Annotated in this window: 23 protein-coding genes, 7 tRNA genes and 1 pseudogene; 16 read left to right on the top strand and 15 right to left on the bottom strand. The window is 73.2% G+C overall.

What is annotated here, in order from left to right; genetic code table 11:
* Positions 1–150 precede the first annotated feature (150 nt).
* From OG447_RS18445 to OG447_RS18435, 3 genes are all read left to right on the top strand, one after another.
* Positions 151–639 (top strand): N-acetyltransferase, encoded by a 489-nt coding sequence (locus tag OG447_RS18445; RefSeq protein ID WP_266937862.1) that lies wholly within the window; start codon positions 151–153, stop codon positions 637–639.
* 202 nt (positions 640–841) lie between these two features.
* The gene (locus OG447_RS18440) at positions 842–1363 is read left to right on the top strand and encodes a hypothetical protein (protein ID WP_266937861.1); all 522 of its coding nucleotides are present in this window, start codon (positions 842–844) and stop codon (positions 1361–1363) included.
* 145 nt (positions 1364–1508) lie between these two features.
* Complete coding sequence (locus OG447_RS18435; protein ID WP_266937860.1) at positions 1509–2039, top strand: helix-turn-helix domain-containing protein; 531 nt, start codon at positions 1509–1511, stop codon at positions 2037–2039.
* Positions 2040–2115: 76 nt separating this feature from the next.
* On the opposite strand, the pseudogene OG447_RS18430 reads toward OG447_RS18435, so the two are convergent.
* A pseudogene (locus OG447_RS18430) lies at positions 2116–3155 on the bottom strand (RNA-guided endonuclease InsQ/TnpB family protein).
* Between the two features lie 223 nt (positions 3156–3378).
* Here OG447_RS18430 and OG447_RS18425 point away from each other — a divergent pair.
* Both OG447_RS18425 and OG447_RS18420 read left to right on the top strand, forming a co-directional pair.
* Entirely contained in the window at positions 3379–3924 is a 546-nt protein-coding gene (locus OG447_RS18425; RefSeq protein WP_266937858.1) for a hypothetical protein, read from the top strand.
* On the top strand, positions 3921–5090 hold the full coding sequence (locus OG447_RS18420) for an MAB_1171c family putative transporter (RefSeq protein ID WP_266937856.1): 1170 nt from the start codon (positions 3921–3923) through the stop codon (positions 5088–5090). The genes OG447_RS18425 and OG447_RS18420 overlap by 4 nt, the downstream gene beginning before the upstream one ends.
* A gap of 44 nt (positions 5091–5134) precedes the next feature.
* Here OG447_RS18420 and OG447_RS18415 read toward each other — a convergent pair whose 3' ends face one another.
* A complete protein-coding gene (locus OG447_RS18415; RefSeq protein WP_266937855.1) occupies positions 5135–6376 on the bottom strand; it encodes a hypothetical protein in 1242 nt (413 codons plus the stop codon).
* Positions 6376–6954 carry a DUF4365 domain-containing protein gene (locus OG447_RS18410; RefSeq protein WP_266937854.1) on the bottom strand — a complete coding sequence of 193 codons (579 nt, stop codon included), beginning with the start codon at positions 6952–6954 and terminating at the stop codon, positions 6376–6378. The genes OG447_RS18415 and OG447_RS18410 overlap by 1 nt, the downstream gene beginning before the upstream one ends.
* A gap of 221 nt (positions 6955–7175) precedes the next feature.
* On the opposite strand from OG447_RS18410, the gene OG447_RS18405 reads away from it, so the two are divergent.
* On the top strand, positions 7176–7901 hold the full coding sequence (locus OG447_RS18405) for a 3'-5' exonuclease (protein ID WP_266937853.1): 726 nt from the start codon (positions 7176–7178) through the stop codon (positions 7899–7901).
* A gap of 68 nt (positions 7902–7969) precedes the next feature.
* Here the strand turns inward: OG447_RS18405 and OG447_RS18400 are convergent.
* Positions 7970–8041, bottom strand: a tRNA-Val gene (locus OG447_RS18400).
* Between the two features lie 38 nt (positions 8042–8079).
* Complete coding sequence (locus OG447_RS18395; RefSeq protein WP_266937852.1) at positions 8080–8568, bottom strand: SRPBCC family protein; 489 nt, start codon at positions 8566–8568, stop codon at positions 8080–8082.
* A gap of 150 nt (positions 8569–8718) precedes the next feature.
* Here OG447_RS18395 and OG447_RS18390 point away from each other — a divergent pair, with 150 nt between their 5' ends.
* A complete protein-coding gene (locus OG447_RS18390) occupies positions 8719–11106 on the top strand; it encodes an SCO7613 C-terminal domain-containing membrane protein (protein ID WP_266937851.1) in 2388 nt (795 codons plus the stop codon).
* Between the two features lie 48 nt (positions 11107–11154).
* On the opposite strand, the gene OG447_RS18385 is transcribed toward OG447_RS18390, so the two are convergent.
* Together OG447_RS18385 and OG447_RS18380 are read right to left on the bottom strand one after the other, a co-directional pair.
* Positions 11155–11226, bottom strand: a tRNA-Val gene (locus tag OG447_RS18385).
* 57 nt (positions 11227–11283) lie between these two features.
* Complete coding sequence (locus OG447_RS18380; protein WP_266937850.1) at positions 11284–11721, bottom strand: TIGR02611 family protein; 438 nt, start codon at positions 11719–11721, stop codon at positions 11284–11286.
* A gap of 177 nt (positions 11722–11898) precedes the next feature.
* Here OG447_RS18380 and OG447_RS18375 point away from each other — a divergent pair, with 177 nt between their 5' ends.
* Positions 11899–12312 carry an SsgA family sporulation/cell division regulator gene (locus tag OG447_RS18375; RefSeq protein ID WP_030011909.1) on the top strand — a complete coding sequence of 138 codons (414 nt, stop codon included), beginning with the start codon at positions 11899–11901 and terminating at the stop codon, positions 12310–12312.
* A 218-nt stretch (positions 12313–12530) separates the two neighbouring features.
* The gene (locus OG447_RS18370; RefSeq protein ID WP_266937849.1) at positions 12531–13151 is read left to right on the top strand and encodes a CGNR zinc finger domain-containing protein; all 621 of its coding nucleotides are present in this window, start codon (positions 12531–12533) and stop codon (positions 13149–13151) included.
* Here the strand turns inward: OG447_RS18370 and OG447_RS18365 are convergent.
* Both OG447_RS18365 and OG447_RS18360 read right to left on the bottom strand, forming a co-directional pair.
* On the bottom strand, positions 13092–13265 hold the full coding sequence (locus OG447_RS18365) for a hypothetical protein (RefSeq protein WP_266937848.1): 174 nt from the start codon (positions 13263–13265) through the stop codon (positions 13092–13094). The genes OG447_RS18370 and OG447_RS18365 overlap by 60 nt on opposite strands.
* Before the next feature lie 91 nt (positions 13266–13356).
* Positions 13357–13788, bottom strand: a complete 432-nt coding sequence (locus OG447_RS18360) for a hypothetical protein (protein ID WP_266937847.1) — start codon at positions 13786–13788, stop codon at positions 13357–13359.
* Positions 13789–14016: 228 nt separating this feature from the next.
* On the opposite strand from OG447_RS18360, the gene OG447_RS18355 reads away from it, so the two are divergent.
* Complete coding sequence (locus OG447_RS18355; protein ID WP_266937846.1) at positions 14017–14520, top strand: DsbA family protein; 504 nt, start codon at positions 14017–14019, stop codon at positions 14518–14520.
* Between the two features lie 7 nt (positions 14521–14527).
* Here OG447_RS18355 and OG447_RS18350 read toward each other — a convergent pair whose 3' ends face one another.
* Genes OG447_RS18350 through OG447_RS18340 form a run of 3 tightly spaced genes read right to left on the bottom strand, consistent with a single transcriptional unit; the run spans position 14528 to position 17345 of the window.
* Positions 14528–15352 carry a GNAT family N-acetyltransferase gene (locus tag OG447_RS18350; protein WP_266937845.1) on the bottom strand — a complete coding sequence of 275 codons (825 nt, stop codon included), beginning with the start codon at positions 15350–15352 and terminating at the stop codon, positions 14528–14530.
* Between the two features lie 53 nt (positions 15353–15405).
* Entirely contained in the window at positions 15406–16227 is an 822-nt protein-coding gene (locus OG447_RS18345) for an aminotransferase class IV (protein ID WP_266937844.1), read from the bottom strand.
* Complete coding sequence (locus OG447_RS18340; protein ID WP_266937843.1) at positions 16224–17345, bottom strand: chorismate-binding protein; 1122 nt, start codon at positions 17343–17345, stop codon at positions 16224–16226. Before OG447_RS18340 ends, OG447_RS18345 begins: the two co-directional genes overlap by 4 nt.
* 180 nt (positions 17346–17525) lie before the next feature.
* On the opposite strand from OG447_RS18340, the gene OG447_RS18335 reads away from it, so the two are divergent.
* From OG447_RS18335 to OG447_RS18315, 5 genes are all read left to right on the top strand, one after another.
* Positions 17526–17598, top strand: a tRNA-Gly gene (locus tag OG447_RS18335).
* 41 nt (positions 17599–17639) lie between these two features.
* Positions 17640–17713, top strand: a tRNA-Cys gene (locus tag OG447_RS18330).
* Between the two features lies 1 nt (position 17714).
* A tRNA-Val gene (locus tag OG447_RS18325) sits at positions 17715–17786 on the top strand.
* Between the two features lie 19 nt (positions 17787–17805).
* Positions 17806–17877, top strand: a tRNA-Val gene (locus OG447_RS18320).
* Between the two features lie 52 nt (positions 17878–17929).
* Positions 17930–18004, top strand: a tRNA-Val gene (locus tag OG447_RS18315).
* A gap of 60 nt (positions 18005–18064) precedes the next feature.
* Here OG447_RS18315 and OG447_RS18310 read toward each other — a convergent pair.
* From OG447_RS18310 to OG447_RS18300, 3 genes are all read right to left on the bottom strand, one after another.
* Positions 18065–18367, bottom strand: a complete 303-nt coding sequence (locus tag OG447_RS18310) for a zf-TFIIB domain-containing protein (protein WP_266937842.1) — start codon at positions 18365–18367, stop codon at positions 18065–18067.
* A gap of 65 nt (positions 18368–18432) precedes the next feature.
* Positions 18433–19506 carry a phosphotransferase family protein gene (locus OG447_RS18305; protein ID WP_266937840.1) on the bottom strand — a complete coding sequence of 358 codons (1074 nt, stop codon included), beginning with the start codon at positions 19504–19506 and terminating at the stop codon, positions 18433–18435.
* A gap of 212 nt (positions 19507–19718) precedes the next feature.
* Complete coding sequence (locus OG447_RS18300; RefSeq protein ID WP_266937839.1) at positions 19719–19904, bottom strand: hypothetical protein; 186 nt, start codon at positions 19902–19904, stop codon at positions 19719–19721.
* A 552-nt stretch (positions 19905–20456) separates the two neighbouring features.
* Between OG447_RS18300 and OG447_RS18295 the strand changes: the two genes are divergently transcribed.
* On the top strand, positions 20457–21647 hold the full coding sequence (locus OG447_RS18295) for a serine/threonine-protein kinase (RefSeq protein WP_266937838.1): 1191 nt from the start codon (positions 20457–20459) through the stop codon (positions 21645–21647).
* Positions 21648–21656 lie beyond the last annotated feature (9 nt).

The raw sequence follows: 21656 nt of genomic DNA, 5'->3' as shown, positions 1-21656 counted from the left end.
GTGGGGCCGCCCCACCCGAAGCCTCGCCCCCGGGCCGAAGGCGCGGCGCCGCTGCCGGGGCTCCGCCCCGGGCCCCGCGCCTCAAACGCCGGCGGGGCTGGAATTCGCTAGCGTGGTCCCGGCCGCCCGACTCCCCGGAGGGACCCGTATATGCCTGTGCCGAGCCCGCAGATACGCCCGCTGGACCTGAGCGACGACGCCACGGCGGTCGTCGTGCACCGGATCGGGCTGGCCGCGTACGCGGTGGAGGCGGAGCTGATCGGCTTCGACGGCATCCCCGCGCTGAGCGAGAGCCTCGCCGAGATGCGGGCGCAGGACCTGAACTGGGTCGGGGCCGTCTCCGCGACCGGGGAGCTCGCCGGATTCCTCGCCTGGGAGGACGCCGAGGACGGCGGCGTCTGCGTCGACCGCCTCTGCGTGGCCCCGGCCTGGTTCCGACGGGGCATCGCCTCGCTGCTGCTGGGCCACGTACTGGCCGACCTGCGGCCGGGGCGCGCCGTCACCGTGACGACGGGAGCGGCGAACGCACCAGCCGTGGCCCTGTACACCCGGCTGGGCTTCGTCCGCGGCGCGGACTTCTCCCCGGCTCCCGGCCTACGGATGGCGTCCTTCACCCTCACCACCACTGCCGCCTTTTAATGAAATCCCTCCGGCGGGATCAAGCCTAGATGCGCACCAGAGCTGCTGAAAACCGCCCCACTTTCCCGGCGATACCAGGGCATCTGACTCAAAGCAACGCAGCGAGATGGTTCATTAAACGTTGACCAGCGCGTCCGTACCTGACGAATATGGGGATCACCCGGGCAGCAGCCGCCGCCCGGCAGCCGACCTGGGGGGTCCCATGCTCAAGCCGCTTTCCGCCGTCTTCGCCACCGTCGCACTCACCGTCGCCTCCGTGGCCGTCGCCTCGCCGGCGAGCGCCGCGACGACGAGCATCACCAGCGCTCTGGCGGCCACCTCGGGCGCCGGGATCTGCTACCAGGCCCACGTCCAGAACGAGGGCTGGCAGGATCCCAAGTGCAACGGCCAGATCGCCGGCACCGAAGGCAAGAACCAGCACCTGGAGAAGCTGCTCATCGCCAAGGTCGGCACCGGCCGTCTCTGCGCGCGTGCCCACGTCCAGAACCTGGGCTGGCCGGACAAGTGGGAATGCGCTGACGACAACCAGACCATCGCCCTCGGCACCGAGGGCCTGGGCCTGCAGATCGAGGCCATCGAAATCCAGATCAGCACCGGCGTCGCCATCGACGGCCACATCGAGAACCACGGCTGGACGGGCTGGTCGGGCTACCACAGCGGCGTCGGTGTGGGCACGGTGGGCCAGAACCGCGCGATCGAGGCCGTCAAGCTCGCGGTTCTCTGAACCGGAGCTTGATCACGGGGGACAACGGGGGAATGGCGGGCGGCAGGCCGGGTAGACCGGCCTGCCGCCCGTTCCGCGTTCTGCGGTTCTCGTTCCACCCGGCCGGTCCGCGGGTGCCGTCCTTGCGGAATACTTCCGAGTACAGGTGACGGCGAGAGGCAAGGGCGCGGTGGAGCACAGCGACGGCACGGCGGACACGAGCGCTTCCCCGGACGGGCAACCGGCCGAGGCGCAGCGTCTCGCTGTCCGTCTCGAATACCTCTTCGCCCATGTGCAGCCGCTCGGGCGCCGCTTCACACTGCAGGAAGTCGTGGACGGCATCCGGGAAGACGGGGGCGCCGGGGACACCACGCTCTCGGTCGGCCGGCTGTCCATGCTCGCGAACGGCAAGGTCCCCAACCCGACCATCGGTACGCTCCGCGCCCTCGCCCGCTTCTTCGGGGTGCCGACCGCCTACTTCGTCGACGACGACGTGGCCACCCAGACCATGGCTCAGCTGGGTCTGCTCAACGCCATCAGGGCCAACGACGTACGGTCCGTGGCGCTGCGTGCCGCCACGGTGGCGACGTCCTCGGCGCACGGACTCGACCTGGTGCGCACCCTCGTGGAACGGGCCGCCCGGGTGGCCGACGGCACGGACGGCGGCGCCCGGCGGCCACCCGAGGCGTCCGGCTGAGCCCCTGTCATTGAATCCTCCCCTCCCTGAAGGGAGGGGATTCCTCACCCTCCAGGGCTGATCGGGGATTTCTAGCTCACGCTGCCAGGTGGGGCAGCGCCCCGATTGGTCTTACGCGATCAGCACTAGCCGGGTTGAGACCAGCCCGGACCAGCATCACGCGGGCGGAGTTCTTATCCCTGGGGGATACGGCTCCGCACGCGGTGCAGGCGTAGGTTCGTTCTGAGAGAGGTAGTGCGTGCTTGGTTCTCGCTCCGCACTGCGCACAGTCCATGGGCGGCCAGTGTCCTGGCGCTGCCGGGCGACCTTCTTGTGCAGCTTCGCGGTCTGCCGTTTCGCGTGCCGGTAGCCCTTCGACCCTGCCTTGCCCTTCGGTGGCTTGCGCCGGGCCATCATCCGCTGATGGCGCGCGAGGCCGGCGGCGGCCTTCTTGCCGTGCTCGACGTGCGGGAGGTCGTGGGCATCGCTGGTGGTGGTCGCGGTCTCCTTCACGCCCCAGTCCACGCCGATCACCGCGCCGGTCTCCGGAAGCTGCTCGACCTCGGCGGGGACGACGAACGAGCAGTACCAGTGCCCGACACTGTCCTGATAGACACGCACGCTGGACGGGTCGGCCGGGAGGTTCCGCGACCACACCACGGTCAGGGCGATACCGCCCGCCAGGTACAGGCGGCCGTCCTTCAACCGAAAGCCGCGCTTGGTGTAGTTGAGAGACGGCAGCGCTTCCCGCTTCCTCTTCCACTTCGGCATCCCGGCCCGTCGCCGCATCGGCAACCGGTCCTTGATGTCCTTCTGCGCCTTGGCGCGGGACTTCCCGAAATCCCGGATCGACTGCTGCTGCGGAACCGAGGACCCTTCGCGAAGCCAGGTGTTCTTGGTACGGGCTTCGGTCAACATCTTGTCGAGCTGCGCCGGGCCACAGGTCCGCTTGTCCGTCCCCTCGGGCCGGCCCTTGTTCCACACGTGCGTCTGCTTCGACTTCGCGCAGCACTCGTTCCAGATCCACCGGCACCGGTCCCACTCCGCCATCAGAGCGGCGAGCGCGGAAGACGACACGCGGACGCGGAAGCTCCACCGGGCATGCCCGGCATCCCCCACCATCGCTGTCGCCGCCATCCCAACAACCTATCCCCGCCCACTGACAACAACCGAAAGAGCAGGCCAGACCAGATGCGAACCGACCTCCGGCGCTCCGCACCCCCGCCCCAAGGACCCCACTCCTCCCCGGCCTGAAGGCCAGGGCCTCCTGGGAGAAATCAGGTGACGATGCATAGACTTCCCGCGAAAAGTCACGCCTCCGTCCGCACGGGAGGGTGCGTGCCGCGCGGCGGGGGGATCTTTGCAACACGAGAACTGGACGGCCGTCGATGCCCGGTTCACGGAGATCCTCGACGAGCTTGACATGGCCCGTCCGCTGGACGTCGAGCGGCTCTGCCGTTCGGTCTCCGACCGGCGCGGACGCCCCCTCCACCTGCTCCCCCTGCCCGAGACGGCCGGTTCCGTCGCGGGCGTGTGCGGTCTCTGGCTGAGCCTGGGTGATGCCGACATCGTCTTCTACGAGGCCGCCACCAGCCGCGTGCACCAGACGCACATCATCCTGCACGAACTGGCGCACATGCTGCTCGACCACAGAGGGCAGCAGGAGATGGACCGTTCCCTTCCGGCCGGGCTCTTCCCCGATCTCGACCCGGTGATGGTGAACCGCATGCTCGCCAGGGGACGCACCGACTACTCGGCCGTCGAGGAGCAACAGGCAGAGCTGCTGGCGACACTGATGAGCAGTCACGGCCGGAGCCGTCCGGTGGCCGGCCGGGACGCCTCGTCACGGGCCGCCGGGGTTCTCGGCCGGCTGGGTGACGCGCTCGGCCTGGGGCGTGGGGCATGAGTGCGGTGCGTGCGTTCGATGTGGCACTGGTCGGTCCGATGATGCTGGGTACGGTCTGGATGGCGCGGGGTGCGCTGGCCGGCGGGCGGCGGGAGCGGTCGCTGTGGGGCGCCCTGTCCCTGGTGACGGCGGCGGCCGTGGCCGGGGTGCCCGGTGTCCGGCGGGGCATCGACAGTCTGCTGGGCGTGGCCAGCGGCACGAATCTGATCGTCCATCTGCTCACGCTGGCCGCCGCGGCCTGCCTGATCGAGTTCGTCCACCAGGCCACCGGTGACCGGCGGAGGCTGTCCTCCCCGGTGCGCGGGCTCACGGTGGCCGGGCCGGCGCTGGTGCTCGCGTTCGCCATGATGCCGCGTCCGGACGGTGACGAGGACCTGCTGACGCAGGCGACGACCGGCTGGTCCCTGGCGTACTGGGGGCTCGTGACGCTCTATCTCGGATGGGGTCTCACGCTGTGCGCCTCGATGTGCCTGCGCTACGGGGGTCAGGCGGCCTCGGGTTCACTGCTCACCTCGCTGCGGCTGATCGGTGCGGGAAGCGTCGCCGGGCTGCTCTACCTGTGCCACCGCGTGGCGTACCTGCTGGTGCAGTCGGTCGTACCCGGCTGGTTCCGCAGCTCGGCCGTCGTGGCCACCACCCAGCTGCTGCTGGCCTGCGCGCTGCTCCTGCTGATCCTCGGGGTGGCCTGGCCGAGCCTGGCCGAACGGGTCCGGCTCGGGCGGGTCCGCAGCCGCCTCGCCAGGATCCGTCCGCTGTGGTCGGCGCTGCGCGAGGCGGCGCCCGAAGTGATGCTCCCGCTGCCGTCCGGACTGGAAAGGGATCCGGACGTCCTGCTCTACCGGTACGTCATCGAGATCAGGGACGGCGCCCTGGCGGTGGGGGCCTTCGACAGCGGGGATATACGGGAAGCGGCCCGGGCCGCACTGGCCGCCAAGGGTCTGGCGGGGCCGCGGCTGGAGGCTGCCGTGGAGGCGGTGTCACTGCGGTGCGCCCTGAAGCGGACGGCGCCGGGTGACGGTCCGGCGTCGCCGGGCCGTCCCCCCGGGGCGGGGTCGGCCGACGACGACCTGGACGCCGAGGTGGCCTGGCTGGAACAGGTGGCGGCGGCCTACCGGACCCCGCTGGTGCGGCAGGTGGCCGAGGAGCTCACCCCCGCGCCGCGCTGACGGCCCGCCGCGTGCCCAGCCACCGGAGTGCCGTGCGGCACCGCTCAGTCGTCCGACGGCAGGACGTCCGCCGGGTCGAAGGCGTCGTCCAGCGACTTCATCAGCCGGTCCCGCTCCACCTCGTCCAGCGGCACCGGCGTCACGTCCGTGGCGTCCGCCAGCCGCCGGAAGCCGCCCCGGCGCTGGAGCCGTCCGCTGACCCGGATCGGCAGGCCGACCAGGTGCGCGTGGCCCGCCACCCGGTACGCCTCCTCGTCGAGGGCGGCACGGACGTACGGGATCTCCGCCCCGGCGAGGACCCGTAGCCGGACCGTGCCCCCGCCGCCCGGGGCCGAGCGCCGCATCCGTACCACCGCGCCCGCGATCCGGACCGGAACGGCGGGTTCGTCGCGGGTGTAGCGGGCCGCCGCCTCGCGGAGCACCGGCAGGTCCCCCGGCGAGAACTCCACCGGCTCCGGCCGGGCCGCGCACCCCGCCGGGACCCCGGCCGCCGGCGCCCAGGCCAGGGCGACCCGGGCCCCTTCCGAGCCTCCGACCAACGCGATCAGCGCGTCGGCGAGTTCCCTGCTGACCCCGGCCGCCACGGCGGCGTCGAAGGCCTCCATGCCGCCGGTGGCCCGCTGGTAGTCCACGGCCTCGCGGGCCGCGTGCAGCGCGTGGTGCAGCCGCGTCATGGTCCCCCGGCCCCCGTCGACCGGGACGAACGCGGTCAGCCGACGCCCGCCCGGCGAAGGCCCCACCAGGACGCCGTCCAGGGACCGTTCGGCCTGCGCCCGGTGGCGGGCGCCGTAGTAGCCGGCCCTCGCCCGGTCCGCCAGGGCTCCGGCGAGCAGCAGCTGCCGGGCCGCCGAGCGCAGTTGCTCCTGCACCGTCCACGCGGCCTCGCCCCGGAGCCCGTACGGCCCTTCCGGGATCTCCCGCTCCCAGCGGATCTCGTCGCTCGGCACGCTCAGCCCGTACAGCACCTCGCGTGCGGAGGGCAGGGCGCTGCGCGAGAGGGCGGTCAGCGCCTCCTCCAGCAGGTCGGCGCAGTCGGGGAAGGTACGGCTCTCCGGGACGAGCAGGCTGGTCGGGGAGGCGCCGCCCGGCCGTGCGGCGGGCGGTGTCCAGCGCCCGTACCGGCCGGCGGCGCCGCCCCGGCGCAGCCAGCCGTGCCGGTGCAGCAGCGCACCGAGCACGGCCGGGTCGACCTGTGCGGGATCGGGCGTCCCGGGGCGCGTGAGGTCCGCGTACCCCAGGGGTTCCCGGGACGGCAGCGGTTCGAGGTTCGGTGAGTGCCAGTGCATCAGGGTGTCCCTCCCGACCCGACCCGGGTCATGATCTCGCACAGCGCCCGGTCGTCGAAGATCCGTGTGGTCGGTATCCGTACGGTGGTCCGGCGCCGGCCGGTCACGGGCTGTCCGGCGAGGTTGGTCCAGTAGCAGCAGTGCCGCAGGTCGAGCCGGTCGTGGCCGGCGGACAGCCACTGGTCGCGCTCACGCGGGACGAGCATCACGACGAGGATCTTGTGGACGGCGACGGGGGTGCGCGCCAGCTTCACGAGGTGCTCGTTGTCGAGGGTGAAGCCGAAGGTGGGGCCGGCCGGCCGGGGCGGTATCTGGTAGGTGGCCTTCAGCTGCACCTTGATGGTGACTTCGTCGTCGACGACGTGTTCGGGCGCACCGTGGCTGACGTGCCAGTCGATGCCGTTGTCGGGAAAGGGCTGGGAGAGCGAGCAGCCGGCCGCGGCGGCGACGGCGTGCAGGTATCCCACCTGAAGGGTCTCCATGCAGGCGGTGGTGGCGAGTGTGCCGCGCAGCGGTCCGCTTCGCGGATCGATCTGCCCCTGCAGCACCCCGCCCTGTTCGGGCTGCGCGAGCGCCATGGCCGGCTCCCCATGCCTTCCGGGCTCTGCCGTGGGTGGTGTGTGGGGTGACGACCGTTCACCTGTGCGGTCCCCCAAGGAAGTTGTCTCCGCACCCGGGCACCCGCAAACGGCGTACGGGGCAAACAGCCCGGGTATCACCGAAGCGGGCAAGGGTGGCACGTTCCGAGGCGGCGGCGCCCGGGTGCCCCCATCTGCCGACCGGGGACGAGGAGTTCGCCATGACACGCTGGTACGAGGGCCCGCTGGCCGCATTCGACACGGAGACGACCGGGGTGGACGTGGAGTCGGACCGGATCGTGTCCGCCGCGCTCATCGTGCAGGAGTGCGCGGGCGGCCGGGTCCGCTCGACGCGCTGGCTGGTCAATCCCGGCATCCCGGTTCCGCCGGGGGCAACGGAAGTGCACGGTCTCACCGACGAGCACCTCCAGCGGCACGGGCGCTGGCCGGCGCCGGTGGTGGAGGAGATAGCCCGCGCGCTCGGGGAGCAGCAGGTGGCGGGCCGGCCGGTGGTGGTGATGAACGCGCCGTTCGATCTGACGCTGCTGGACCGGGAGTTGCGCAGGCACCGGGCGTCCTCGCTGTCGCGGTACCTGGACAACCGGCCGCTGACGGTGCTGGATCCGCGGGTGCTGGACAAGCACCTGGACCGCTACCGCAAGGGCCGGCGGACGCTGACGGACCTGTGCGCGCACTACGGGATCGAGCTGGAGGGAGCGCACGACGCGGCGGCGGACGCGCTGGCCTCGCTGGAGCTCGTACGGGCGGTGGGGCGGCGGTTCGCCGGGCGGCTGGAGCGGCTGACCCCGGCGGAACTGCACACGCTCCAGCAGGTGTGGCACGCGGCGCAGGCGCGGGGGCTCCAGGCGTGGTTCGCGCGTCAGGGCACACCGGAGTCGGTGGATCCGCACTGGCCGTTGCGGCCGGACCTGTCGACGGCGGCTTGAGTGTCGCGCGGTCTGGTCCCGGAGATGCGGAAGGCCGGTCCGTCATCAGACGGACCGGCCTGTCCCGGTGGGCGATACTGGGATCGAACCAGTGACCCCTTCGGTGTGAACGAAGTGCTCTCCCGCTGAGCTAATCGCCCGGGAACGCACTGAACAATACAGAAGCCTCGGGGCTGGTTCAAACCGCTTCCGGGGAAGCGGCCAGCCGGGCCGCGAGGGCGCGCCGCCCGGCCCGCATCATCAGGGCGTGGTTGAGCCGGAACACCGGCCGCCCGGGCAGCGAGAGCTGCCGGATCAGGGGCGTGCGCACCTCGACCTCCTGCTCGTACAGGGCGCGTGCGCGCCCGGCGCCGGGTCCGCCGCGGGGGCGTACGGTCCACCGTGCCCAGCCCTCCAGGTCGCCGTGGAGCGCCACCTCCAGGAGGCCGCGGCGGGGGTCGCGGAGCAGTTCGGCGGTGGTGACGTGCAGGGCGTAGGGCAGTGCGGAGCGGATCTGCGCGGTGCCGGTGCGGTCGTCCAGGCGTTCCACCCGGCGGAACTGGGGCCACCAGTGCGGGTACTCCCCCATCCGTTCCAGTACGGCGTAGACGTGTGCGGGCGGGGCGTCGAGGTCCCACACGCTGCGGAAGCGGTAGTGGCTCCAGCGGTCGGGGCGGCTGTGGTGCATGGGTCCAGTCTGTCCGCCGGCCGGGCCGCGCACTCCCGGTTCGGTGACGCGGTTCGGTGACGCGGTTCGGTGACCCCTGTGCGTACTCAGTGCGGATCTGAGTACGCACGCCCATGTCCTGACGGCGTGACGGGCACCACACTCCGCATCATGAACAAGCCCCTGCCGCCGGCCGAGGAGCTGGCGCTCATCGACCGCGAACTGGCTCAACTCGACTCCCGGCGGCTGTACCTGCTGACGCGCCGCGACTGGCTGCTGCGTCTGCTGCGCTCCACCGGCCCGGCTCCCGCCGGGGTGTGGGGGCCTCCCGCCGGGTGGGTGGCCCCGGGGACGCCCGCGAAGGAGTCCTCGGCCCCGAGCGCGCAGAACGTGCTGCTCGCGCTGGGCGCGGTGCTGCTGGCCGTGGCGGCGCTGGCCTTCACGCTGGTGAGCTGGGGCTCGCTCGGGATCGCGGGGCGCTCCGCGGTGCTGGCGGCGGTGACCGCGGCCGCGCTGGGCGCGCCCGTGCCGCTGCTGCGGCGCGGGCTGAGGTCGACGGCCGAGTCGGTGGCCGCGGTGGGTCTGCTGCTGACGGCCTTGGACGCGTACGCGCTGTACGCGGTCGCCCTCCCGGACACCGACCCCCTCGGCTACGCGGCGGCGGCGACCGCGGTGGGGGCGGCGGCGTGGGCGGGGTACGGGCTGGTACTGGCCCGGCGGCTGCCCCCGTTGCGGATCCCGGTGCCCGCGGCGGTGCTGGCGGCGCAGTGGTCGCTGCCGCTGGCGGCGCTGGCCGCGCAGGCCGGGCCGCTGGGGCTGGGCTGGGCACTGCTGGCGACGGCGGGGCTGGACGCGGCGTTCGCACTGCGGGCCCGGGCGCTGCCGGCCACGGCGGCGTGGTCCCCGGCGGTATGGGTCCCGGCGGGCGTGCTGGGGGCGGGTGCGCTGCTGATCGGGGCGGTCCGGTCGTGGTCGGCCGACTCGGCGGGCGGGACGCCGGCCCCGGGGGCGCTGCTGCTGGCGGTGGCGGCGCTCGGGGTGACGGTGGCCTGGCGCGCTCCGCGCGCCTGGTTCGCCGCGTTCGCGGGCGGCCTCGCGGCGGTGGTGGCCTTCGGCGGTGCGGCGCGACCCGGGCTGGATCCGGGCTGGGCGGTGGTGGCCCACCTGCTGGTGGCGCTGCCGCTGCTGGCGGCCGTACGGGCGCCCTGGCTGCCGGGGCCGGTCCGGCGGGGGCTGTCCTGGGCCGGGGCGCTGGTGGCGGCCCTGGCGGCGCTGGCGGGCTGGTCGGCGGTGGCTCCGGCGCTGCTGGCCCGGTTCGGGGTGCTGGACGAGGTGTGGGCGGTGACGACCCCGGCTGCGGATCCGTTCTGGCCGGGGGCGGCGGTTCCGGTGGTGCTGCTGGTCACGGCGGGGGCGGCCTGGTGGCTGTCCCGGGCGCTGGCGCGGCCCGAGCCGCTGGTCGTGGCGGCGGTCCTCGGCTGGTCCGGCCTGTTCACGGCGCCGATGCTGCTCGGAGTCCCGGTGGCGGCGGTCTTCGCCGTCCAGCTGGCGGTGACGATGGGCGCGGGGGTGCTCGTCCTGCGGTCGCGGGCCCGGGGGGTGGCGGTCGCGGCGGGCATCTGCGCCCTGGCCGGCGCCGCGAACGTGTCCCTGGGCGCGCTGGACGGGCGCGTGGCCACCTTCGCGGTGTGGGGGCTGCTCGGTGCGGGCTGCGCCGTAGGGGCGGCGTACGGGCCCGCACCGCGCTGGGCCCGGTCCTGGGCGGCGGTGTGCGCCGTCGGGTACGCGACGGGGGTGCTGGTGGCGGTGTGCGCGGCGGTGGAGGCGGCGCTGTCCTGGTGGTCGCTGCCGGTGCTCGCGGTCCCGGCGGCGGTCGCCGCCCTCGGGCCCCGGCTGGGCGCCGTACGGGTGCCGGCCGAGGTGTCGGCGGCCGCTGCGGGTGTGCCGGCGGTGGCCCTGGCCGTGGCGGGCCGGCAGGCCGGGATCCTGGCGCTGGTGCTGGCGCTGGCCGGGGTGATCTGCGCGGGTGCGGCGGTGCGGGCGGACCGGCGGCGGCTGGGCTGGGCCGCGGGGGCGCTGTTCGCCCTGGCGACCTGGGTGCGCCTGGCGGAGGCCGGGGTCACGGCCCCGGAGGCGTACACGCTGCCGGTGACGGTGCCCGCCCTCGCGGTGGGCCTGCTGCGGCGCCGGAAGGACCCGCAGTGCTCGTCCTGGACGGCGTACGGCCCCGGGCTGGCGGCGACGCTGCTGCCGAGCCTGCTGGCGGCCTGGGGGGACCCGTACTGGCTGCGTCCGCTGCTGCTGGGCCTGGCCGCGCTGGCGGTGACCCTGGCGGGCGCGCACCGGCGGCTGCAGGCCCCGCTGCTGCTGGGCGGCGCCGTGCTGGCGTCGGTGGCCCTGCACGAGCTCGCGCCGTACGTCGTCCAGGTCGTGGGGGTGCTCCCGCGCTGGCTGCCGCCGGCCCTGGCGGGCCTGCTGCTGCTGGCCGTGGGCGCGACGTACGAGAAGCGGCTGCGCGAGGCCCGGCGGCTGCGGGACGCGCTGGGCCGGCTCGGGTGAACGCCAGAGGCCCGGAGACTGTGAAAGTCTCCGGGCCTCTGGTCCGGGTGGGCGATACTGGGTTCGAACCAGTGACCCCTTCGGTGTGAACGAAGTGCTCTCCCACTGAGCTAATCGCCCGGACGCACCGCAAACATTACCGCATGTCAGCGGTGCTCCATGACCAGCACCGGCCGGTCACTGGTCCTTGATGTCCCAGGGCAGGACGAGCCCGTACTTCCACAGGTAGAAACCGATCAGCGCGCCCGCGATGACGAGCCCGACGGTGGTCAGGATGATGTTGCGGCGGCGCACCTTGGGGTCGAGCGCCTTCTGCGCGGCCTCGGTGACCTTGCGCTTCGTCCAGCGCAGGACGAGGTGGGCCCAGGCGAACTCGGTGGCCCAGATCGCCAGGCCCGCGAAGATCGCGACCCAGCCGGGGCCGGGCAGGACGAGCATGGCGACACCCGCGGCGATCACCGCGAGGCCGACGACGAAGACGCCGACCTGCCAGCTCAGGTGCAGGCTCCGGCGGGCCTTGATGAAGGCGGGCGCCTTCGATACGTGCGGCGTCTCTGCGGCGGCCGGCTCGCCGGTGGCGGACTCATTGGTCTCGCGGTCACTCCCCGTATTCATGGGGTCGAATCTACCCGAGCCGGATACACACGCGAACGGTGGTTTGGATCCGCCGTACGAGGGACCCAGAGGTCCGCAAAACGGTCAGAGGGGTTTACAACGGCACCGTAGGTGGCATGTCGATTTCGCCGACGTGCGAATCCCCGAGCGCACACTGAGCGAAAGGCCCTGGCGCTTATGAACACCACGGTCAGCTGCGAGCTGCACCTGCGCCTCGTTGTGTCGAGCGAGTCCTCACTGCCTGTTCCCGCGGGCCTGCGGTATGACACGGCCGACCCCTACGCCGTGCACGCCACCTTCCACACCGGCGCCGAGGAGACGGTCGAATGGGTATTCGCCCGCGACCTCCTCGCTGAGGGCCTCCACCGGCCCACCGGTACCGGCGACGTCCGCGTCTGGCCGTCCCGCAGCCACGGTCAGGGCGTCGTCTGCATCGCCCTGAGCTCACCGGAGGGAGAAGCACTGCTCGAAGCACCCGCCCGAGCACTCGAGTCGTTCCTCAAGCGGACGGACGCCGCGGTTCCACCAGGAACCGAGCACCGGCACTTCGACCTCGACAAGGAGCTCTCCCACATCCTGGCCGAAAGCTGAGCCAGGCCAACAGCCCCCGCTCGACACCGTCCGACTCGGGGCGACGGTGTGAGCCGGACAACCACATACGGCATTGCCGGCGCTGTTCCCGCGGAAGCCGTCCGCGGGGACGGCGCCGGTGTGCGTGGGGGCACCCCCGCTGAGAGGGACCGGCTAGAGTCCTCCCCCAGCGGCGGCACTGGCCCGTCGCCGCAGGCCCGGCCCCTGAGGGAGACCCCGTGCAGATCCCCCACGACACCCGTCGCGCGCTCGAGGTCGTCGTCGCGCTGGTGAACACCGCGGCCGAGGTGGACCACCCCGACGGGCTGGCGGACATCGGCGCGCTGCGCGCGTTCGTCAGGGAGTACTCGATCAGTGACGTCGGCGAGCTCGGCGCCCGCGACCTGTCCGGGGTCCGGACGGTGCGCGGCAAGTTCGCCCAGGTCTTCGCGGCACCGAACTCCCGTGCGGCGGCCGTACTGATCAACGAGCTGGTGGCGACGGCCGGGACCACTCCGCAGCTGACCGACCACGACGGCTACGACTGGCACGTGCACTACTTCGCGCCGGGCGCCTCGGTGGGCGACCACCTCGCGGCCGACGGCGGCATGGCGCTGGCCTTCATCGTGGTCTCCGGCGAACAGGAGCGGCTGCGCCGCTGCGAGGCCCCGGACTGCCGGCGCGCCTTCGTGGACCTGTCCCGGAACCGCTCCCGGCGCTACTGCGACAGCCGGACCTGCGGGAACCGGCTGCACGTGGCGGCGTACCGGGCCCGGCGCAAGGAAGCCGACGCGGGGGCGTCAGAGCAGGTAGAGATCGTGCACGGCGGCGAACAGCAGCAGGGTGCCGATCACTCCTAGGAAGATCATCAACGGCGGCTGGGAGAGCGCGAAGAGGCAGCCTCGCGGCTCCTCGGCGACGGGGGCGGGGACCGGCGCGGGAACCGACGGATCACCCTGCGATGTCTCGAGCATGTCGGGCCGATGATGACGCAGCGCGCCACCATCCGGCCCTCAACACGCCAACATCCGGGCGGGAGTTCGCCCGATCTTGTGGGCCCGCAGGTCAGATCCCGTGCTTCTTGAGGATGGCCTCGATGTCGGAGAAGTCCTCCCCGCCCGCGGCCGGGGCGTTGTTCGGCCGGGCGGCCGGACGGGAGCGGGAGCCCGCGTCGAGCGACGGTGCGGAGGCGGCCGGGGCGACGGCCTCCTGGGCCGGACCCCCCTTGACCTGCTTGGCGAGGCTGCGGCGTTCGACGGCGCGGGTGGTCAGGAGGAGCAGCCAGGCCAGCGCCAGCAGGCCGAAGCCCGCCCAGACGGTCGGATTGAAGACCATCCCGGACACCCACTCCACGACGCCCGTCATCACCAGGCCCACCGGCACCAGCGCATAGGCGGCGATCCGCGTGGCGGCCAGGAAGCGCTTGCGGTACGCGGTCAGCGCGGCGATGCCCAGGCCCGCCGCGGACACCGCGGAACATATGGTCTCGGCGAGCATGCGGTCCTCCAGGGCTGGGCGATCTGTCCCTATCCATCCTGCACCGGCCCCGCGGTACGGGCCAGGCCCACGGAGGCGCCCGCGCGGATCTCCGGGAGATCTCCGGGTCGCGCCTCCTCCCCAGGTCTCAGCCCCGGCCCCGGCCCCGGCCCCGGTCCCGTCCGGGTGCGGGTCAGGTCCGGCCCGGTCCGGGTCGGCCGTCGGGCGCGGGACTGGGAGACTGTCCGTATGACCGATTCCGTGATCCTCGACGTCTGGTGCGAACTCCAGTGCCCGGACTGCCACAGCGCCCTGGACGACGTGCGCGCCCTGCGGGCCCGCTACGGCGACCGGCTGGACATCCGGCTGCGCCACTTCCCCCTGGAGAAGCACAAGCACGCCTTCGCCGCGGCGCAGGCCGCCGAAGAGGCCGTGGAGCAGGGACAGGGCTGGCCGTACACGGAGGCGGTGCTGGCCCGTACCGCCGAGCTCGGTGAACGCGGCGAGCCGGTCCTGCTGGACGTGGCGCGCGAACTCGGCCTCGACGTCGAGGAGTTCGACACCGCCCTGATCGACGGACGGCACATCCTGATCGTCGACGCCGACCAGGCCGAGGGCAAGGCGATCGGCGTGACCGGCACCCCGACGTACGTGATCGGCGGCGAACGCCTCGACGGTGGCAAGAGCCAGGACGGCCTGCGCGCCCGCGTCGAGGAGATCGCCGACCGCCTGCTCGCGGACACCGCTCCCTGAGCCGGGGCTAGATCAGGTCCTTGGCGTAGTTGAAGTTCGTGGGCAGGTAGCCGAGGGACTCGTACAGGCGCAGGGCGGGGGTGTTGCCCGCGAAGACGTGCAGGGCGAGGACGCGGTGGCCTGCCGCGAGGGCCGTTTGCTCCGCGAGGAGCATCAGGTCGCGGCCGTACCCGCGTCCGCGGTGCGCGGGGTCGACCCCGACGTCGAAGACGTACGAGCCCTGCCCGGACGGCGCGACCCACAGGTGGCCGACGGGCACACCGGCCGCCTCCAGGACGACGAAGGTGACACCTGGCGTGGCCAGGCCCCGGGGCAGCTGGGCCTCGTGGTCGGCCACCGACTTGGCCCGGGCGGCCTCCGCCGGCATGCCGCGGCCGATCCAGTCGTCGGCGTAGCCCCGGACCGCGTCGGCGTGCCAGGCCTCGTACTCGGCCTCCGTCATCGGGCGGCCCAGTATCCCCTCGGACAGCTCGGGGGGCTCCTCGGGGAGTTCCTTGGCCATGTGGCGGCTGTACTCGGCGTAGCCGAGGGACCGGGCCAGGCGCAGGCCGGCGGCCGAGTCCGCCGGGACCGAGACGCGGACCCGGCGGCAGCCCCAGCCGCGCAGCACCTCCTCGGCGGCCAGCGCGGCCACGGTGGCCCTGCCCCGCCCGCGGTCGGGTTCCTCGACGGCAAGGTCGCGGATCTCCCCGACGGTCGGCCCGAAGGGGGTGTCCGAGGTGATCAGCAGGGCGCCGACGCGCCTGCTGTTGACCCGGATCTCGTACGGGCGCGTGCGCGCCCCGCCGTCGCTCTGCTGAAGCGGCCCGGACGGCCGCAGGGTGGTGGTCATCGTCCGAGTTCTACCCGCCCGGGGGCCCCGTTGCGACACCCCTGGGCGCGGGGTTACGGATCGAGGTCGTCCGCGGAGCGGGCGTCGAAGATCCGCATCGCCTCGGCCGTGACCGGACCCGGGCCGGAGCCGAGCTCGCGGCCGTCGATCCGGACGACCGCCTGGACGTCGCGCAGCGAGGAGGTCAGGAAGATCTCCTCGGCCGCGTCCAGCGCCTCGAACGGCAGGTCGGTCTCCTTGGCCCCGGCCCACTCGGCGACGAGTGCGCGGGTGATGCCGGCCAGGCAGCCGGAGGCGACGGGCGGGGTGTGCAGTTCCCCGTCGAGCACGATGAACACGTTGGAGCCGGTGCCCTCGCAGAGCCGGCCCACGGTGTTGGCGAAGAGCGCCTCGGAGGCCCCGGCCCGGTGGGCGGCGGCCAGCGCGACGACGTTCTCGGCGTACGAGGTGGTCTTCAGGCCCGTCACCGCGCTGCGCTCGTTGCGCACCCAGGGCACCGTGACGACGGCCGTGGTGTCCGGGCGGCGGGTGGTCTCGGCGACGGCGGCGATCAGGGTGGGGCCGGCCTCGCCGCGGTCGGAGCCGAGCGGGGAGACGCCGCCGGTGTAGGTGACCCGCAGCCGGCCGAGCGGCATCGGGTTGACGGCCAGGACGGCCGCGCAGGCCCGGCGCACCTCGTCGAGGTCGGGGTCGGGGAGACCGAGGCCGCGGGCGGAGCGGGTCAGCCGCTCCAGGTGGCGGGTGAGCCCGAAGGCCTCGCCGCGCTCCGCCTTGAGCGTCTCGAAGACGCCGTCGCCCACGGTCAGGCCGTGGTCGAACACGGACACCTTCGCCTCGTCCGCGTCCCGCAGCGCTCCGTCGAGCCAGATCCTCACCGTGCTGTCCTTCCCGTAGTTCCGTGCGCCCCGTGGGTCCCGTGCGTCCCGTGTGTCCCGGGCGCACCCTGCGCGCCGGACGCCTCGTGGAGACCTGACGCTACCCGCAGCAGGCGGGCCGCCTTCAGCTCGGTCTCGGCCCATTCGCGGTCGGGGTCGGAGCCCCAGGTGATGCCCGCCCCGGTGCCGAAGAGCAGGCGGGGGCCGCCGGGGGCCTCCCGGTCGATCCAGAAGGTGCGGATGCCGACGGCCAGCTCGGCCGTGCCCTGGTCGGCGTCGACCCAGCCGATGCCGCCGCAGTAGGGGCCGCGGGGGGCGGTCTCCAGCGCCTCGATGATCCGCAGGGCGGAGGACTTGGGGGCGCCGGTGACGGAGCCGGGCGGGAAGGTGGCGGCGAGCAGCTCGGGCCAGCCCGCGCCGTCGGCGAGTTCGCCGCTGACGGTGGAGACGAGGTGGACCAGGCCCGGGTGCTCCTCCACGGCGCACAGCTCGGGCACGGCGACGGATCCGATGGCGCAGACCCGGCCGAGGTCGTTGCGTACGAGGTCCACGATCATCACGTTCTCTGCGTGGTCCTTGGGGAGCAGGTCGGCGACGGTGCGGCCGGTGCCCTTGATGGGGCCCGACTCCACGTGGCGGCCGGCCCGGCGCAGGAACAGCTCGGGCGAGGCGGTGGCGATCTCGACGCCGTGAGCGGGGAGCCGAATCGTTCCTGCATAGGGCGCCGGGTTCCCGCGCGCGAGCAGTGCGGTGAGGGCGTCCACGTCGGCTTCGGCCGGGTCGGCCAGCGGCGCGGACATCACCCGGCAGAGATTGGCCTGGTACACCTCACCTGCGGCGATGTGCTCGCGGATGCGGCGTACGCCGGCGGTGTAGGCGGCGCGGTCGAGCGAGGAGGTCCACTCGTCGGGGTCCGGTCCGCGCCAGGCCCCGGGGACCGGCGCGGGGACGGGGTCGGGGCGTATGTCCCCGAAGCGCGCGCAGACGAGCCGCCCTTCGAAGTCCGCGGCCACCGCCCAGAACCCGGTGGAGTCGAGGGCGGCAGGATCACTGGTGACATCTCGGAGGTCGGTCGCGAGCAGGCCGCCGAAGCGGGCCAGAGGAGGCAGGTCGTGCACGGCTGCGAGTCTATGACCGGTGACGCGGCGGCGCCGGTGAGGTGACCGTCGGGTGACCGGCGGTGATCGAGCGGCAGCACGCTGCGGAAACGCGTTTTTGAGCTGGCCCGGGAATCCGCTAGAGTTCAACACGTCGCCAGGGAGCGAAGGGGGAGAACCCCGGAGTGAACACGGTGACCTGCGGACGTAGCTCAGTTGGTAGAGCACCACCTTGCCAAGGTGGATGTCGCGAGTTCGAGTCTCGTCGTCCGCTCGAAGTGGGGGATTTCTTCCCGAGAACCCCTGCAGCTCCATGGTGGAGTGGCCGAGAGGCGAGGCAACGGCCTGCAAAGCCGTCTACACGGGTTCAAATCCCGTCTCCACCTCCAAGGACGATTAGCTCAGCGGGAGAGCGCTTCCCTGACACGGAAGAGGTCACTGGTTCAATCCCAGTATCGTCCACTGATCCGCAAGGATCCCCGCGCGATTAGCTCAGCGGGAGAGCGCTTCCCTGACACGGAAGAGGTCACTGGTTCAATCCCAGTATCGCGCACGCAGTACTCTGTATCACCTGCTTGACCTGCGGCTTTACAGCCGTGGAGCCCGCGCGATTAGCTCAGCGGGAGAGCGCTTCCCTGACACGGAAGAGGTCACTGGTTCAATCCCAGTATCGCGCACCACCCGGAAGCCCCGGCCGTCTCGACGGCCGGGGCTTCTGTCGTACGCGGACCGCTCACGCGTCAGGAGGAGAAGAGCATCCGGCCGAAGCCTCCGCGGTGGTGACCGTGATGGCCGTGGCCGCCGTGGTGCGGGGCGCCCCAGGCGGGAGCCGGGGCCGCGTGCGGGGCCGGATAGGGGGCCGGGGGCGCGGCCGGCGGAGGCACCTGACCGTACTGCTGGGCCGTGAACTGGGACTCCAGGCGGGTCAGCGCCTCCAGCTCGCCGTAGTCCAGGAAGATGCCGCGGCAGCCGCTGCACTGCTCTATCTGGACACCGTTGCGGTTGTACGTGTGCATCGCCGCGTGACACTTCGGACACTGCATGACCGGATCAACTCCTCGCCGTGGACGTCGCCATCGGATGCATGCCCGGTGGCGGAGGACTCACCCTACGACGGGGGCCCCGAGTTCAAGTCGGCCGGGAGGCCCGCAATTCGGGCACATGCGTCCACCATCAGCCGCTCCACGTCGTCCAGTCGGCGCCCCGCCTCCGCCGCCTTGGACAGCGCCAGGGCCGCCGTCTGCACGGTGAGCGCGCGGGCGGCGAGGTCCAGTTCCGGCCACGGGTCGCGGCCCGGCGGACCGGCCGCCGGTCCCCCGGCCGCGCGGTACGCGTCCAGGAAACGCAGCCAGGTCCCGGTGTCGAGCAGCCCGGACGCGTACCAGGCGGCCGGGCGGGCGAGGTCCCAGGCGGGGGCGCCGAGGCCGAGGTCGTCGACGTCGATGAGCAGCCAGGGCCCGTCCGGGGCGGGATACCGCACCAGTTGTCCGAGGTGCAGGTCCCCGTGGCAGAGCGCGCCGCCGGGCGGCGGCTCCGCCTCGCCCCGCGCCCAGGCGGGCAGGGTGCGTGCGGCGGCCCGTACGGCCTCGGCGGCCCGGGGCGACGGAAGGCTCCCGGGCTCCGCCCCGGACGCGCGAACCGGCGCCTGGGCCGGTACCGGTGCCTGCGCCTGGCCCGGCGCCTGTGCCTGACCCGGCGTCTGCGCCGACCCCGGTCCAGGAGTCGGCCCCGGCCCCGGCACGGCCCATGCCAGGCGGGCCAGGGCGCGCGCCACCTTCGCCGGGCCCCGCATCGGCGGGACCGGTCCGGGGAGGCGGCCGGGCGGGATCCGGTGCAGGGCCGCCAGCAGCCGGGCCACGGCCTCCCACGGGGCGTCCTCGGGGCGCTCGGGGTCCACCGGGGCTCCGTAGGGCCACAGGGACACGGGCCGGTCCCGGAGGTACCCGGCCCCGGTGCGCAGCGGGGGCAGGAGCACCCCGGCCAGTGACTCGTGCCCGGCGATCCGCATCCGTACCGCCAGGGCGTCGCGGTCGGCGTCCGCGGCATGGGCCTTGGCCACGGTCTCCCCGCAGCGCACCACGGTCCCGTCCGCCCGGTCGGCGAGCACCGTGTACGGCTCCCGTGTCCCGGGCGACGGAGCCGCGCGGGCGGCGAGGGCCTCGGGCAGGGAGGCGGCGGTCATGGAACCCCCGGTTCGGACGGCGGGACGGGAACGTCCGCGGCGTCCGGGGATCGTACGCCGCCGCGTGCGGGCACGAAGAAAAGGGTGCTGCCCGTCCGACTCCCCAGTCGTACGGGCAGCACCCTTCACCTGCCGTCCGCCGCACCCCCGTCCCCACGGGGCTGACAGGCCGATGTCCGATCCGGGCCGCTCTCCCGGATCCGGAGCGCCGCTCAGCGCCCCAGCATCGCGCCCACGGACGACGCCTGTGCCGCCACCTGCTCGAAGCCTCCGAAGAGGAACAGCAGGACGGCGGCCAGGGGGAGCACCATGGCCGCGGCCACCAGCGGGTGGCGCGTGCCGGACTCATGGCCGTTGAACGCGAATGCCTTGCGTCCCTGCCGTGCGATGTCCGCCATGGTCCTCTCCCTGTCGTTTGGCAGCGGCGGGTTTGTGACCTCGGGGGACGAGTGCTCCACCCGCCGCTTGTCTTCAACACTAGGCGCGTGGACGGTCCCTGGCCTCATGCCCTCGTACCCATTGGCGGGCCTCCATGAGGATGAGGGGGCCCCTTCCGTGTACTCCCCTGGGTGGAGACCGGTCCCCCGCCGTCGGGGTCTTCCCGGAGGGGATGACCGGAGGGTAGTGACTTCACTCACTTCCGTCACTCCCTGTTCATGCGTGTCTTCGTGCGGTCCACCCGCAAGATCGATCCGGGCCCTGCGGCCGTACGGCCCTCACCCACCCCGCGAACAGAGCATGCGGAAGTGTCAATGACCGTGCGGCGAGGGGTGTTTGGGAACATCCACCCACCCCTCGCCAGTATCGGCCCGGGCACTTGAGGATCCCTCAAGAGGGCTGCCCCGCACTGACAATCGAATCCCCCGGCGAGGGCGCGGCCTCTGAGCGCGCATGGCGGATCGTCCGTAAGCTGTGCCACGTCAACAGGACGACCGGTCAGCGGGGTGGACATGGCGATGATGCGGCTCCGGCGCGAGGACCCGCGTGTCGTCGGCTCGTTCAGACTGCACCGACGGCTCGGCGCCGGCGGCATGGGCGTGGTCTACCTGGGATCGGACCGGCGCGGGCAGCGGGTCGCCCTCAAGGTCATCCGGCCGGATCTGGCCGAGGACCAGGAGTTCCGTTCGCGGTTCGCGCGCGAGGTGTCGGCGGCCCGGCGGATCCGGGGCGGGTGCACCGCCCGCCTGGTGGCGGCGGACCTGGAGGCCGAGCGGCCCTGGTTCGCCACCCAGTACGTCCCCGGGCCCTCCCTGCACGACAAGGTGGCCGAGGAAGGCCCGCTGACGGCCGCTCAGATCGCCGCCATCGGCGCCGCGCTCTCCGAGGGGCTGGTCGCCGTGCACGAGGCGGGGGTCGTCCACCGCGACCTCAAGCCCTCGAACATCCTGCTGTCCCCCAAGGGTCCGCGCATCATCGACTTCGGGATCGCCTGGGCCACCGGGGCCAGCACGCTGACGCACGTGGGTACGGCCGTGGGCTCCCCCGGCTTCCTGGCGCCCGAACAGGTGCGCGGCGCCATCGTCACCCCCGCCACCGACGTCTTCGCCCTCGGTGCCACCCTCGCCTACGCGGCGACCGCCGACTCCCCCTTCGGGCACGGCAGTTCCGAGGTCATGCTGTACCGCGTCGTGCACGAGGAGCCGCACCTGGTGGGGGTCCCGGACGCGCTGGCGCCCCTGGTACGCGCCTGCCTGGCCAAGGACCCCGAGGAGCGGCCCAGCACGCTCCAGCTGTCGATGCGGCTGAAGGAGATCGCCGCCCGCGAGGCCCAGGGGCTCTCCGACGGGCGCCCGCCGGCGCAGCGCGCCCGCGCGGACCGGCCCACCGGGCGGCTCCCGGAGGGGGCCGACCTGTACGCGGACCAGCAGACGGAGCGGCGGCCCGGGGCAGCCGCCACGCCGCGGGCCCAGGGAGGCCCGCAGAGCGGACCGCACTCGCGTCCCTCGTCCTCCCGCAACCCGGGCGGTCCGTCGTCCCGGCCGACGGCAGGGCGTACGGGCGGCCGCCCGGCCCCTCGTACGACGGGGACGGGGCGGCGGCCCTCACGGCCGGACCCGAAGCTGATGAGGCAGCGGCTGATCGTGTTCGTCGTGGTGACGCTGATCGTGGCGCTGGGCATCGCGGCGGCCCAGAAGCTCTGAGCCCTACGG

Origin of the sequence: Streptomyces sp. NBC_01408 (assembly GCF_026340255.1) — a bacterium.
GTDB lineage: Bacteria > Actinomycetota > Actinomycetes > Streptomycetales > Streptomycetaceae > Streptomyces.
The sequence above is the reverse complement of the archived record's forward strand: the minus strand, read 5'-3'. Positions and strand labels throughout refer to the sequence as shown.

What these genes read in the sequence shown, in the direction of transcription:
- OG447_RS18445 (WP_266937862.1), top strand. Translation starts at nt 151, where the DNA reads ATGCCTGTGCCGAGCCCGCAGATACGCCCGCTGGACCTGAGCGACGAC.
- OG447_RS18440 (WP_266937861.1), top strand. Translation starts at nt 842, where the DNA reads ATGCTCAAGCCGCTTTCCGCCGTCTTCGCCACCGTCGCACTCACCGTC.
- OG447_RS18420 (WP_266937856.1), top strand. Translation starts at nt 3,921, where the DNA reads ATGAGTGCGGTGCGTGCGTTCGATGTGGCACTGGTCGGTCCGATGATG.
- OG447_RS18415 (WP_266937855.1), bottom strand. Translation starts at nt 6,376, where the DNA reads ATGCACTGGCACTCACCGAACCTCGAACCGCTGCCGTCCCGGGAACCC.
- OG447_RS18410 (WP_266937854.1), bottom strand. Translation starts at nt 6,954, where the DNA reads ATGGCGCTCGCGCAGCCCGAACAGGGCGGGGTGCTGCAGGGGCAGATC.
- OG447_RS18405 (WP_266937853.1), top strand. Translation starts at nt 7,176, where the DNA reads ATGACACGCTGGTACGAGGGCCCGCTGGCCGCATTCGACACGGAGACG.
- OG447_RS18395 (WP_266937852.1), bottom strand. Translation starts at nt 8,568, where the DNA reads ATGCACCACAGCCGCCCCGACCGCTGGAGCCACTACCGCTTCCGCAGC.
- OG447_RS18390 (WP_266937851.1), top strand. Translation starts at nt 8,719, where the DNA reads ATGAACAAGCCCCTGCCGCCGGCCGAGGAGCTGGCGCTCATCGACCGC.
- OG447_RS18380 (WP_266937850.1), bottom strand. Translation starts at nt 11,721, where the DNA reads ATGAATACGGGGAGTGACCGCGAGACCAATGAGTCCGCCACCGGCGAG.
- OG447_RS18375 (WP_030011909.1), top strand. Translation starts at nt 11,899, where the DNA reads ATGAACACCACGGTCAGCTGCGAGCTGCACCTGCGCCTCGTTGTGTCG.
- OG447_RS18365 (WP_266937848.1), bottom strand. Translation starts at nt 13,265, where the DNA reads ATGCTCGAGACATCGCAGGGTGATCCGTCGGTTCCCGCGCCGGTCCCC.
- OG447_RS18360 (WP_266937847.1), bottom strand. Translation starts at nt 13,788, where the DNA reads ATGCTCGCCGAGACCATATGTTCCGCGGTGTCCGCGGCGGGCCTGGGC.
- OG447_RS18355 (WP_266937846.1), top strand. Translation starts at nt 14,017, where the DNA reads ATGACCGATTCCGTGATCCTCGACGTCTGGTGCGAACTCCAGTGCCCG.
- OG447_RS18350 (WP_266937845.1), bottom strand. Translation starts at nt 15,352, where the DNA reads ATGACCACCACCCTGCGGCCGTCCGGGCCGCTTCAGCAGAGCGACGGC.
- OG447_RS18310 (WP_266937842.1), bottom strand. Translation starts at nt 18,367, where the DNA reads ATGCAGTGTCCGAAGTGTCACGCGGCGATGCACACGTACAACCGCAAC.
- OG447_RS18305 (WP_266937840.1), bottom strand. Translation starts at nt 19,506, where the DNA reads ATGACCGCCGCCTCCCTGCCCGAGGCCCTCGCCGCCCGCGCGGCTCCG.
- OG447_RS18300 (WP_266937839.1), bottom strand. Translation starts at nt 19,904, where the DNA reads ATGGCGGACATCGCACGGCAGGGACGCAAGGCATTCGCGTTCAACGGC.
- OG447_RS18295 (WP_266937838.1), top strand. Translation starts at nt 20,457, where the DNA reads ATGGCGATGATGCGGCTCCGGCGCGAGGACCCGCGTGTCGTCGGCTCG.